Below are 13,489 nucleotides of genomic sequence, written 5' to 3' on the forward strand. Positions count from 1 at the left end.
AAAAATTCGGTTGGTACCGATGGCGGACAGATACTGCCCGTCCTATATATACAGATTACATGCTGACTTTGACCATAGCAGGACGAAGGACTCTATCTTTCAGGAGATATCCCTTTTGGACCTCTTCCGTTACGATACCCTCTTCGTACTCCTCGCTCTCCACCTGCATAATAGCCTGATGGTATTCAGGATTAAAAGGCTGGCCTACTGTTTCCATAGCCGTAAGTCCCTCGGACTTCAATACCCCATCTAGCTGACGGAAAATCATATCAACACCCTTAACGAAAGCTTCGGACTCAGGGCTACTGGGAGTAGTGACTAACGCACGCTCGAAATTGTCCAGTACTGAAAGCAATTCAGTCACGAGCTTGGAGGTGGCATATTGAGCCAACTCTTCTTTCTCCTTCTGAGTACGACGACGGAAGTTATCAAAATCAGCCTGCGCACGCAGCGCACGTCCTTGATATTCGTCAGCGAGATCCTGCAGACGTTTTACCTCCGCACCTGTGCCTGAAGCACCTTCACTAATTTCTTCTGTCGTAAATGAGTTGGTTTCAGAAGCTACATTAGCCTCAAGTTCCTCATTTATCAAATCATCTTTGAATTCATTAGCATCTTGAACTTGTTCCTTTTTCAAGTTGTCTTCACCTCCTTAAAATCATTCACGTAATCAATGTTGACTCTGTTCACTTATACCAGTGTGCCAGCATCGCTGTCAAATCTCGGGATAAAATGCCCAAGATCCCCATCACTCTTGCATATTCCATTCGTGTCGGACCAAGGATACCTATGCTCCCCAGTGCCTGCCCATCAAGAGAATAAGTGGCGGTGATCAGACTGCAGTTAGCGAACGCTTCATGATTGTTCTCCGTCCCTATTCGGACCTGGATACCTGTGCCGCCTGTTGTAGGGGCCAGCATTTTGAGCAATGTAGGCGTCTCTTCCAGCAGATCAAGAATGCTTTTCACCTTATCAACATCCTTGAACTCAGGCTGTGTAAGCATATTCGTGGCTCCACTAAGATAGATACGCTGCTCTTGATCACTTTCCAGCGCAATGTCCAGCACTTGCATTAATTCTTCATAATGTGAGATGTGACGCTGCATTTCCTCGCCAAGCTCGGAATACAGCCGAGTCTTCAGCTTATAGAGTGGTACATTGACCAGCTTACTATTCAGTAGGTTAACCACTTTCTCCATCTCGGAAACGGATATCTCCGGTGGAATGTTCACCGTACGGTTCTCAACTTGACCCGTACTTGTAACAATAATCGCTACAGCGGTTTTATCATCTAGTGGTAACAACTGAAAATGACGCAATGATGTATGAAAAACCTCCGGTCCCAGAAGGATGGAAGTGTAATTCGTCATATTGGAAAGAATCATCGCCGCATGTTGGATTACCTGCTCCATCGCATTCAGCTTCTCGGCAAAAAAAGCGCGGATCGTGCCCATCTCTGCCGTTTCGGCGGAATTCCACGGTACCAGATGATCCACATAATATCGGTATCCTTTATGGGAAGGAATTCTCCCTGCCGATGTATGAGGCTGCTCGAGATAACCCAAATCCTCTAGGTCAGCCATTTCATTTCGAATGGTCGCAGGGCTGTACCCTACATCACCCCGTTTAGAAATGCTGCGAGATCCTACCGGTTCTGCGGATGAAATATAATCATCTACAATTGCATTTAGTATCATTCTCTGGCGATCAGTTAACATGTTATCCCCTCCTATCGGCTGTTGGCTCCGATTCGTTAGCACTCGACTCAGATGAGTGCTAACCACTAATACAAAAATACCAAACTGACATTGACATTGTCAAGTGAGTTCAGCATCTTAAGTACTACTTTGTAGTTTTAAATCATAATCGATTACTCCTGTGCTTCCAATACTCCGTCTGTAGTAATACTGGCAGTATAAGTTGAGCCGTCCCATATTACCGCATTCTGTATAGATTCTGCAACAAATCTTAGTGGAACAAGAATGGTTCCGTTCTGCAGAAAGGATTGACCATGTAAAGCTCTAGCCTTACCATTATATATGACCTCACTGCTGCCCAACTTTAGTTCAAACTCCTTATTGCCCTTCACTCCTGATACGGTTTTGGTTTGGTTATTCCACTCATAAGCTATCCCTAATTTTTCACAAATCGTTCTAATCGGAACATACACAACTCCGTTTATATACTGGGGTTGGACAGAAAAATCCACTTTCTCGTTATCAATATTAATGGTAATAGGTTTATCCGCGGCAAAAGCTTGTATTGGTATTACAAAAATAAGCAACAGAGTTAGCAAATATACCGCAGTTCTGTTTGTACGACTCATCCTAATTCCCTCCATTCGATTAAGTAACCAACATTCCAAGATTCATCATTACATTTATTCAAAAAAATCCCAATCTAAAGTATAAAGTAGCACCATCTTTCTGTCCATTCATATAATCCATTCTACAATAACAGAAAAAACACCCCCAATAGTCGGATAACAGACTAATGGAAGTGCATTATATTCATAATAAGCGACTACACGCTCAGTTCAGCATCTTAAGTACTGCTATTTCATCGCAGGCATGCTGCTTTTTACAATTCACGCAATCTGTCCATACCTTTTCGGGAAAAATCTCTTTCTCCACGACTTCGAATCCATTTCTTAGAAAGAAATCAACGGCGTAGGTTAGTGCCATGACTTTAGGGATTTTCTGGTTTCTGGCTTCCTCCACCAATTTCGCCAAAATCATAGAGCCTATACCTTTTCCCTTACCCTCGTCATTCAAGCCGATCGAGCGAATCTCAACGAGATCATTCCCGAGCTTAAAAAGCGAACCACAGCCTACGAATCTACCCTCGATTTCGGCAATCACAAATTGATCGATCTGGCGAGTCAGCGCCTGCCTGGAACGGGGCAACATGATCCCGCGCTGTGCGTATTCTTCTATCATCAGATACAACGGTTCAACATCTTCTATCACAGCGTTTCTGCAAATCACCTGTGCATCTCCTGCAGGAGACGAATGGCGGATCATTTCCGTTTTGGCAAGCACTTAAATTCACCCCTCTGTTGATAATATGAATAAATATACAACAGAGTGAATTACAATTCAAGAGGTATTTTAAAATTAAACCTCTGTCAGTGCGCCTACAAATTCTGCGAAAACATCATTCCCAAAAAGGATTCCTTGCTTGCTGAGTCGGTAAGTACCCTCTTCGTGCTCAAGCAGACCCGCGTGCAGCATCTTATGCAAGGATTTCGCAAATACATCCTCCATCGAACGCCCAAATTGCGCCTGAAAAGCCTCATTAGAGACACCATTATGCATTCGCAAGCCAACCATCATAAAGTCCTCCATCGCTTCTGCTTCAGTGATGGGGTATGCGTCTAATCGAGGCAGGCCTTTGCGTGTTGCTTCAATATAAGGATTTACGCCCTTAACATTAATATGCCGCTGGCGCCCCACATATCCATGTGCTCCTGCTCCAAGACCATAATAATCTTCATTACGCCAGTAAGTGATATTGTGACGACTCTCCTTGCCTGGTTTTGCGAAGTTACTGATTTCGTATTGATTATAGCCCGCTTCCTTCATCGATGACATCAACAAGAGGTACATTTGCAGTTCGTCTTCTTCATTAGGAAGCGGAAGTTTGTTCTTATTAAATAGGGTGTGAAAAAGAGTGTTCTCCTCCACCTTCAAGCTGTAAATAGAATAGTGGGGTAAATCTAGCTCGAGCGCCTTGCGAATACTTTCGCTCAGCATCTCGACTGTTTGGTTCGGTAAACCAAACATAAGGTCAACCGACAGGTTGTTAAGTCCGACTGCTCTAGCATTCTCTAAACTGCGATATACATCATCAACATTATGAATCCGGCCAATGCCCGTAAGGAGTTCGTTCTGAAACGCCTGAACACCAAAGCTCACCCGATTCACGCCGCCTTCTTTCATAACCGTCAACTTATCTAAATCCGTTGTTCCCGGATTCGCTTCCATGGAGAACTCGATATCTTTATCCCAGTTCGGGAAATGTGTTCGAACCGATTTTAGAAAATAAGCCATCTCATCCGGTTTCAGTACAGTTGGGGTTCCACCACCGACAAAGATTGTTTTGATGACACCCGGAGGGGTGATCTTGACGGTCTGCTCCATTTCCCGATCCAAAGCCTCCAGATAATCCATCACCGGCTGATCCTTGAGAACGTAGGAATTAAAATCACAATAAAAGCACTTATTGGTACAAAAAGGAATATGAATGTATACGGCCTCAGGGGGACGGCCGTTAGTATTCGTGGTCATTAGCTGTCTCCTTTATATAAAAATATCGTTTGATTAGTGTAATCTAAAAAACAAGAAAAGGGAAGCCTGACGGCTCCCCCTAAGGATGATCATTCATAAATGAACACTATTTTAAAATACAAAAAATATAAGTTTTTACGTTATCCTATATTTTGTGTTTCTCGTAAAAACAGATACCGTCCCTATAGGGACGGCTAAGCCATTTCTTCTTAATATATCCGCATTTCCACGAGTTCTGCACGTTCTCCTCCGTTAGTTTCATGAATAATGATCCGAACAGCGTCCGTAAGGACAGGCTTCACTAAACGATGTACGTTCTTCCGGCGATGATTGTCTTTGACGCGGAACATGACTTGCCACACGCCATCAATGAGCAACTCTACATCGTAAGCCTTTACCAGTTCAGGAATCACTAGAAATGGCGTTTCATGGTGATGTAAGTTAATAAGATCCTCATTAACATCATCGTTAAAAGTAAAATGAATTTCAGATACTGAAGCAGCATCCGGCAGACGCGCCTCTAACCACTCCGTTCTACCAGCAGTCATCGGCTCAGAAACCCAGCTATGTGGCCCTGCAAAAGGCCGGACATACCCGTCAGTGACTTTGGATGCAGCATACGCGGATGTTTCAACCGCAAAACAGAAATGCCTGCGTACAAGCTGTTTCATGCTCCACTCCATCACCGGCTGATCTGGCTGATGATCCTCCAGCGCTGAATCGACTACAGGTTTAACACCTCGCTCAAATGTAATAACACCTGTGATTGGGGTTTCTGAAATATGCAATTGAATATGCTCATTAGCTCGAATAATAGCGAAGATATTACATTCGCCGATTGAACTCCACTGCTCCTCTTGTACTGGAACATCAATCCATTGCTGATCCCCAGCTTGTAGTATTACAACTTCAACCTGTCTACACTCTGCTGGAACGTAATTTTCCGCACGCCCAGTCGTCCATAGCTCAACGGTCAGCTCTGACTGAGAACTTGCTGACACAAGCAGCTTCAACCCCAGGATATTACCTTCAACCGGAAACAAAATTCCTACGTCATGAGAAAGCTCATAAGCTTCAGCTGGACGATCCAGTAATATGCCTTTCATCGTACTGGACGCATGAATCTCACTATTTCTCGCGAGCTCTAAAGGATCTTCGTTACGCAATCCAATAATCGAAGCATCTTGCTTTAACATCACCTGTTGCAATTCATGTATATGCTGCTTGCGAATTTCACGAGGGGATACACCTTTGATGACGGATAATGCTGCACCTGTTCCAGCCGCTTCACCCATGATCGCACAGGTCGCCATGACGCGTGTTGTTCCAAAAGCCACATGAGATGCGCTGATATTCCGACCCGCGAAAAGTAGGTTCCGCACATTCTTCGAATAGAGTGAACTAAATGGAATATGATAGATCCCATCCGCATGCAGATGCTTCGAGCCGCTCTCTTGTGCGTACATCCCTTGCGGTGGATGCAAATCAATTGACCAACCTCCGAATCCAATCCGGTCTTCAAATTCACGCTGCGCGAGAATATCATTTTGCGTTAGAATCGTATCACCAACAAACCGTCTGTATTCACGTTTACCCGGAATCGAGCCAACCCACTCCAGCGTCATATTTTCGGCATCAAAATGACCTGAGTTTTTAATGTAATCCCAAATCCCATAAATAACTGAGGATAGCTCATCACGTATTCGTTCATTCTCATCCACCGTATCAAGCTCACCGCCCCACTCAATCCACCAGTAGTGACAGCCTGAATCTCCACTCCGAATGACCCGACGGATCGGGATCGACGTTGTCGTAATATCCTTCGCGAACGATGGTGCAACATAACGTACCGGTTTTCCTGTATCCTGTGTATAAAACAATAATGTACTGCCTAATGTAATGTTATCAGGCACTTCTGGTGCCCATTCCTCATTAAATTCATGGCGGGCTTCACGTCCTAATCGAAAATCAGCTCCTGCTAGAAAGCCTACCAAACCATCACCCGTACAATCGATGAACGCCTCACTCTCGAACGTAATCAACCGCTCAGATCCCATCATCCAACCGATCACACTGCGAATCGTACGATCCCCTGCCTCACCTTCCGCTTCCACTTCGCGTACATCGGTATTTAGAAACAAGCTGATATTCGACTCTGCCTTCACGGCTTCGAGTAAGGTTAGATCCCATAAGTATGGATTTCCCTCCGGGTTCCGGTATTGATTCTCGATGAATAACTCACCCATAATGCCTGTCTCACGTGCATATCGATTTACACCATGTCCTGTTGCACCACATACCCATACCCGAACCTCTGAACTCGAGTTACCACCAAGTACAGGACGATTCTGCACTAGCGATACTGTTAACCCAAGGCGCGCTGCAGCGATCGCCGCGTTCATCCCTGCAAGTCCCCCACCGACTATTGTTACATCGGATTTAACCGTTTCTGTTCTCATGTTAAGTATCCCTCCTAAAGTTAGCCTTTCACAGCCGAACTTGAAATCCCTTGAATAATGTATTTCTGACCCACAAAGAAGATAATAATCATTGGAATTATCGCAGCCGATGAAGCAGCCATCATCCCGTTGTAGTCCACATTGTTCTCAAGAATAAAATTCTGCAATCCAAGCGGAATGGTATATAGCTTAGGACTTTGCAAGAATACAAGCGCATTCTCATAATCATTCCATTGCCAGGAGAAATCGAGGATAGCAAACGTTGCTATTGCTGGCTTCGCTAATGGCAGAATTAAGCGAAAAAATATTTTGTAATGCCCCGCCCCATCCAAAAAAGCAGATTCCGTAATTTCCTTAGGAATGCTCATGAAGAACTGCCGAAGCATAAATACACCGAAGATCGAGAACATGGCTGGCAGGATGAGCGCCCAATGCGTATTGTAAATCCCCACCCAGTTAAACATGATAAACTTTGGAACAAAAAGCACCTGAGGTGGGACCATCATCATCGATAGATATATGACAAATAGTCCATCTCGCCCTTTGAACGACGTACGTGAAAATCCGTAAGCGGCAAGGGCAGATAGAAACACAGCCCCCACAGTTCCAATCATTGAAATCTTAAGAGAATTTAAATAATAAGGAACAAAATCATGGCTTCCTGTCCACACCCGGATATGATTGCTCCAGTTGAGAGATGAAGGCAGCCATTTGTTAAACACCTCGGCAGGTGTCTGAAAGGATGTGCTGAGCATCCATAGGAAAGGCACAATCATAAATAGTCCTAGAATAAACATGATGATCGTTACTGGCAGTTTCACCTTCATGTTTCCTGCATTTTCATTCATACCGCCTGCTCCTTTAATTTATGGTTTCAGGACCCCCGCAAAGCCCCACTTTATGGGGTCATTTAGTAATGAACCCAGCGCTTTTGGCCGATCCACTGAAAGACTGTAATGACGAGAATGACGGCGAACAAGAACCATGAAATGGCTGAAGCGTATCCCATATCGTAATAACTGAATGCTGTTTTATAAACGAATAGTGATAAGACCGTCGTACTTCCGCTAGGACCTCCAGCCGTAATGGCTTGAATAATCGAGAATGATTTCATCGTCATAATTAATCCGGTAATCATTAATAGGAAGGTTGTTGGACTAACAAGAGGCCATACAATTTTCCATGTTGTTTTGAATGTGCTTGCACCATCAATCCGAGCAGCTTCCAGCTGTTCTGTCGAAATTTCCTGTAGTGCTGCTAAATAGATGATCATATTGTAGCCAAGCATCAGCCAGATTTGTACGATATCAATGGCATACATTGCGGTTTCCGTATCCGCAAACCAGCCTGGCGGCGATGTTATGCCAATCCAGCGAAGCATTTCATTGATGGGTCCCTGTGAAGGCTGAAATAACAGCATCCAGACAAATGCAACGGCTACTCCACTGGAGATATACGGTAGGAAGAACATTCCACGTAATATGCCTTTAAGATACACACTGCGGTTTAGAAATAGCGCTACAATAAAGGCGAGCACCATCGATACTGGAACCGATATCAGGAATATCACCGTATATTTGATCGAGGCATAGAAATTATCGTCATGGAACAACCGTTTGAGATTATCCAGCCCAGTAAATTGCCAATTCGGATTTGAAAATTGATAATTCGTAAACATGAGAACAAAGGAATAGATTGCAGGAATAATAAAGAATAAGAGAATACCAATCATATTCGGAAGAATAAAGGTCATGCCGATCCAGCCTTGTCTGTCCATCCAGCTTCTCCGCTTCACGGTATCGCCGCCTTTCGTATGCTGAAAAATGGGTATACGAAAGAGAAGAACGAAGAAATCTTCCTCCTTCTCTTTTGTGCTAACTATTTCATTATTTCAATAACTCTTGCGAACGGGTTTGCATATTCTTCATCGTGGTTTCAATATCTTGCTTATTTAAGAAGTATTTTTCATACTCTTCTTTACGTGCATCAATGGCTTGTTGAGTTACATTTAGCTGGAAGGATGGGAATTTGCCGAATACAATTTTATTCATTGAATCTGTATCATATTTGTCTTCCACACCCTTCATGAGAAGGCTCATTGCTTCCTTACTATCTACACTCTTAGAGGCTGGAATACGACCACCGCTTGCCATTGGCAGCATACCGCCATCCGCATACCATTTTGCGAACTCCCAAGCTGCATCCAGGTTCTTGGATTTCGCATTAAGAGCAAGCATGTCACCCACACCGCACGAATATTTATAATCCTTTTGATCTTTATTCACTTTTGGAATCGCAGCGAACGCGATTTTGAAATCATGCGGATAGTCTTTCAAGTTGTTCGCATTTCGGAAAATAAACTCACCTGCTGCCAGCATTGCCGCTTTGCCTTGCAGGAACATGGTATCAACCGGCATCTTACTGGTCAGTTGCTCGCCATATTCCGGTGTGGATTTGTCCACGAACATCATGTTATGCAATATTTCCAGGTGTTCTTTCCATAGATCATTTCCAAAGTTTGAAGTACCATCCGCCTGTTTCACACCCATTCCAGCAAGCGTACCGTCCATCGTTGTTGAGAAGGAGGAATCTGCCTGCAATAATCCGTACACACCAGGCTTCGTCAGCTTCTTCGCATACTCCTCAAGATCTGACCAGGTCCAGTCCACCGCAGGAATCGGTAATCCTGCTGCATCCAGCATATCTTTGTTCAACCATACAAACGCCATATTTTTCTTTGTTGGAATCCCATAGTACTTATCATTGATTTTCCACATCGCTGCGTCCTCGCCGATCTGGCTGTCGATGTCATAATCTGTTTTCGTGCTTAGATCCAAGGCAACGCCTGCATCCATACGTTTCTGTAAATGAGCAAGATCGTAGTTCATGAAAAGGTCTATGTTTTGATTGGTCATCAAGGCAGTGTCCAGCTTTAAGTTTCCAGCATCGTCATTTACATTACGGATATACTCGACTTGAATGTCTGGATGATCTTTATTCCAGTTATCAATTACAGCTTGAGGCCCGGCTTCTGCAGGAACGGCCCCCCACATCGTAAGCTTTATTTTCTCCTTTGCTGTTTGTCCATTTGCACTGCCCTGCGCATCATTACTTCCACTAGTACCACAACCAGCCAGCATCGTACCTGCTAATAAGACAGAAAGCACTGCAGGAACCCACTTTTTCTTCATCGATATCTTCCCCCTTGGAAGGATTATGTGTTGTGCTCTACGTCTATAACTTTATCATCAGAGCGGATTCTGGGGGATGAACTACATTTGGGAAACTATAGAACGTTTTTTGGTTCTTTGCGAAATTCATTTGGCGTGACGCCACACCACTTTTTGAAAATTTTAATAAAATAATTATCGTTCTCAAAGCCCACCTGCTGACCAATCTCACTAATCGTTAGCTTCGTCTCGGCAAGCAGCATTTTTCCAGCCTGAATACGCCGCTCTTGGATATAATTCGTCAACGTTTTCCCTGTCTTTTTCTTGAATAAGTCACTTATATAGCTGGCATCCATTCGTATCAGCTCTGACATGGATTTGAGCGAGATGTCCTCAGAATAATGCTCTTCAATGTAAGCAATTATTTTGTTCATCTCCACATGGTCTGTCGGTCCCGTTTGTTGCTTCTCAGGAAACCATTTATCTGCCTTCTTCATCTTCACCATTCGCTCCAGCTCGGCATGAACCTTATCCATGGTCTGCTTCAAACCTTGTAGATCTAAAGATAGCTTCAGAATGTAGTCCGAAGCTCCAAATACGATTGCTTGCCGAGCGTATTCAAATTCACTCAATGCGGTCAACATTACAAATCGGCAGTCGAAGCCTTCCTCTCGCGCAACTTGAAGGAGCTTCACCCCATCCATCACTGGCATATTGATATCCGTCACTACCACATCAGGTCGAAGCTCACGAATCATTTGTAAGCCTACTTCTCCATTCTCCGCCTCACCTATAATTTCAAACGGAATTCCAGCCTTTAAGAATAACTTCCGTATACTTTTAACCGCGGGTTGTTCATCATCCACAATTAACGTTCTCCACATGTGAGCTTACCTCCATCGTAAGGTTTTGAAATAAGAAGTGGAAAATGGATAATCACTTCAGTTCCTGTGTCTGATGATACAATGTCCATGCCTGTCCGTTGATTCTTGAACAACAGCTCTAAGCTCTCCCTAATATTCTGAACACCGATTCCTTTTCGTTTCCGTGCAGCCTTATTCAGCTGTGCTCTCTCTATCCCCATGCCGTTATCTTTAACCTGCAGATATAGTTGTTGTCCAGTCACCTTAGCGGAAATATCAATTTTCCCTTGTTTCACAGACTGACCGAAGCCGTGAATCAAGCTATTTTCAATTAAGGGCTGAAGACAGAATTTAGGGATTAATGCGTATTGCAGCTCCTCGTTGATATCATATTGAATCTCAATCCCATGTCCGAAGCGTTGCCGCTGAATCTCCATGTAAGATTCAATCAGTACGATCTCATCCTTTAACAGAATCAAATCCACTTCCGTATTTAATGTTGTTTCCAATATTTTGCCTAGTGCAACACAAATTTCATAAATTTCATCATCATCTTTATCTAAGGCGATACTCTTTATCGTATTCAATGTATTTAGTAGGAAATGCGGGTTCATCTGCGAGAGCAACACCTGAAATCGAACGAATTGCTTCTGTTTTTCTTCAAGCTGAAGTCGCTGCAACAGCTCATTTAAATCATGAATCATTATATTGAAACTCTGAGTCAGCGCAAGAATCTCTCCCCGCCCTTGTTCGGGTAATTTCATTTTGAGATTCGTTTTAGCGGTCATCTCCATCTTCTTCTGCAGCTTCTTTAGCGGCACTGTAATCGTCGATGATATAAAATAAGTTAATAGAACAAATAGCAGTAGTATGACTCCAAATACAGCAAAAAATCGTTGCTTCTGCTTGTACACCTCAAGAAATAGCTGATCTAGCTGTACCTTTTTAACGACATAACCATTCAACTCTTCGATGTAGCTGTATGTGTATAAGCTTTTCTCCTTCGGATCGATGATGGATGCCGCACGCTCTGTCTGCCGCTGGTTGGCGCTCTTCACAATACTCTGCGCAATATCAGGTGAAAAGGTCTCATCCTTATCCGGATTAAGCATCACTCTCCCTGAGGCATCGAGCAGAAAAAAAGCCCCTTCCTGCTTACTCCCTAACGTTGATCTAGTAAACCACTCCTCATAATCGATACTTAGTCTTGCATAGGCATAAATGTTAAAACCATTATCACGCATAACCTCATAGAGACTAAGCATTTTCTTACTTGTTGTACTTTCCCGGACTACATTATTCTTGTCATTCGGATTCCATATATATCGATTCGCTCCTTCTCGCTTCAATGCTTGAACCCAATCCTCCGATTGGATTTCGTCGTAGCTCAAGGTTTCCCTCGGCATAAAGGAAGTGTATGCGTTTCCATGAAGGTCGATTAAAGTATAATATACCGTCGCTCCACTCATGAAGAATGTATTTTCAATCGCTCCAAACTTGTTTTCAACGAGCTTTTTTCTCGTGATTTCATCAGATTGCTCGGGATTCTTCATTATCGATAAAATCGTTGTATCTTGTTCAAGTAATGACCCAGTTTTCATAACGAGACTCATGAGATCAACAAAACCATTCTTAATCCCAATAAGCTGCTCTATGTTCTTCGTTTCCGCATTATCCTGAAGCATTTGTTCTGTCTCTTTGAAGTTATACAGAACGAGCATGGCAATGGGTGATAGTACTAACAGTAAGAAAGCTAACAAAATCCGATTCTTAAAGGTACTTGGCGTAAGCTTCAAATATAATCGCTTCAAACGAAAACTCCCCTTACATTTTTTGTGCATACACTTCGTTTGATAATTTTTCAAGCCGCAGCTCTCGCGCTATCTTTTTGTCTTCACCAAAAGCGGCTCTTCTCCCCTTTTATTCTAAACTTCTCCTGCTAAAAAAAATAGAGCCGGGATTACCTCCCAGCTCTACCTAATCTTATTCTTTTATTAGAACGTATTCCATTTCGTTACCTCATCCACGGATAGTCGAACCGTAGGACGCCCAGGCTTCGCAGCCTTACCCAGCGCTATCAACATAATATTCTCATAGCTTACGGGTACATTAAAGGCTTCGTTTAATTTCACTGCATCATAGCCACCCATTGCCACGGTATCATACCCCTTCGCACGTGCGGCAAGCATCAGTTGCATACTTACTAATCCACCATCAACATGAACGATCTTCTTCAAGGTTTCCTCGCTCATACTACGGTAGCCGTTATCTACTGAATTGATCATCATGGTCTTCACTTCATCTGTCATAAAACCCGCTTCAACCGAGCGTGAATAAATTTTTTCGCCTTCATTAAACCACTCCAAATCACCGAATACGGCAATAACCGCAGAGGCATCTGCAATCTGCTGCTGATTATAAGCGATAGGAAGTAGCTTATCCTTCAAATCCTGCTCATCAATAACCAGGAACCGCCAAGGCTGCAAGTTGCTAGAGGATGGCGATGTGATCGCTACTTTCAGAATATCTTCAATTTCTTCTTTCGAAATTTTGACGGCTGGATCATAATAACGTACAGAACGACGATCCTCTAATACCGTGAAAAATTCCTGTTGTTTCTCAACCTGTGTAGACATATAAATTACTCCTCCAATATTATCTTTACTGTGTCTAATTTATCACAGTTAAGACCTACGACCTTAACTGTG

At 43.3% G+C, this 13,489-nt stretch carries 12 protein-coding genes; all 12 read right to left on the reverse strand.

Translation table 11 applies throughout. The features are described from left to right. Positions 1-55 precede the first annotated feature (55 nt). Positions 56-637 (reverse strand): nucleotide exchange factor GrpE, encoded by a 582-nt coding sequence (gene grpE / locus ACN6KS_RS23510; RefSeq protein ID WP_094872714.1) that lies wholly within the window; start codon positions 635-637, stop codon positions 56-58. A 49-nt stretch (positions 638-686) separates the two neighbouring features. Continuing rightward, a complete protein-coding gene (gene hrcA / locus ACN6KS_RS23515; RefSeq protein WP_042191003.1) occupies positions 687-1,718 on the reverse strand; it encodes a heat-inducible transcriptional repressor HrcA in 1,032 nt (343 codons plus the stop codon). Positions 1,719-1,870: 152 nt separating this feature from the next. Continuing rightward, positions 1,871-2,326, reverse strand: a complete 456-nt coding sequence (locus ACN6KS_RS23520) for a copper amine oxidase N-terminal domain-containing protein (RefSeq protein WP_179281691.1) — start codon at positions 2,324-2,326, stop codon at positions 1,871-1,873. Between the two features lie 205 nt (positions 2,327-2,531). After that, positions 2,532-3,023: an N-acetyltransferase gene (locus ACN6KS_RS23525; RefSeq protein WP_094872736.1), complete on the reverse strand. Its 492-nt coding sequence runs from the start codon at positions 3,021-3,023 to the stop codon at positions 2,532-2,534. Between the two features lie 93 nt (positions 3,024-3,116). Continuing rightward, positions 3,117-4,289 carry a radical SAM family heme chaperone HemW gene (hemW, locus tag ACN6KS_RS23530; RefSeq protein WP_341135508.1) on the reverse strand — a complete coding sequence of 391 codons (1,173 nt, stop codon included), beginning with the start codon at positions 4,287-4,289 and terminating at the stop codon, positions 3,117-3,119. 209 nt (positions 4,290-4,498) lie between these two features. Next, entirely contained in the window at positions 4,499-6,748 is a 2,250-nt protein-coding gene (locus ACN6KS_RS23535) for an FAD-dependent oxidoreductase (RefSeq protein ID WP_440960620.1), read from the reverse strand. Between the two features lie 20 nt (positions 6,749-6,768). Beyond that, entirely contained in the window at positions 6,769-7,596 is an 828-nt protein-coding gene (locus ACN6KS_RS23540; RefSeq protein ID WP_094872704.1) for a carbohydrate ABC transporter permease, read from the reverse strand. Positions 7,597-7,658: 62 nt separating this feature from the next. Further along, positions 7,659-8,543, reverse strand: a complete 885-nt coding sequence (locus ACN6KS_RS23545) for a carbohydrate ABC transporter permease (protein ID WP_440960621.1) — start codon at positions 8,541-8,543, stop codon at positions 7,659-7,661. Positions 8,544-8,634: 91 nt separating this feature from the next. Beyond that, on the reverse strand, positions 8,635-9,939 hold the full coding sequence (locus ACN6KS_RS23550) for an ABC transporter substrate-binding protein (RefSeq protein ID WP_440960622.1): 1,305 nt from the start codon (positions 9,937-9,939) through the stop codon (positions 8,635-8,637). A gap of 95 nt (positions 9,940-10,034) precedes the next feature. Then, positions 10,035-10,802, reverse strand: a complete 768-nt coding sequence (locus ACN6KS_RS23555; protein WP_094872699.1) for a response regulator transcription factor — start codon at positions 10,800-10,802, stop codon at positions 10,035-10,037. Next, positions 10,787-12,592, reverse strand: coding sequence for a cache domain-containing sensor histidine kinase (locus tag ACN6KS_RS23560; RefSeq protein WP_440960623.1), 1,806 nt, complete (start codon positions 12,590-12,592; stop codon positions 10,787-10,789). The genes ACN6KS_RS23555 and ACN6KS_RS23560 overlap by 16 nt, the downstream gene beginning before the upstream one ends. A gap of 183 nt (positions 12,593-12,775) precedes the next feature. After that, positions 12,776-13,417 (reverse strand): nitroreductase family protein, encoded by a 642-nt coding sequence (locus ACN6KS_RS23565; RefSeq protein WP_341135513.1) that lies wholly within the window; start codon positions 13,415-13,417, stop codon positions 12,776-12,778. Between the last annotated feature and the right edge of the window lie 72 nt (positions 13,418-13,489).

It is taken from the genome of Paenibacillus nitricinens, assembly GCF_052056485.1.
GTDB classification, from domain to species: Bacteria; Bacillota; Bacilli; order Paenibacillales; family Paenibacillaceae; genus Paenibacillus_AQ; species Paenibacillus_AQ nitricinens.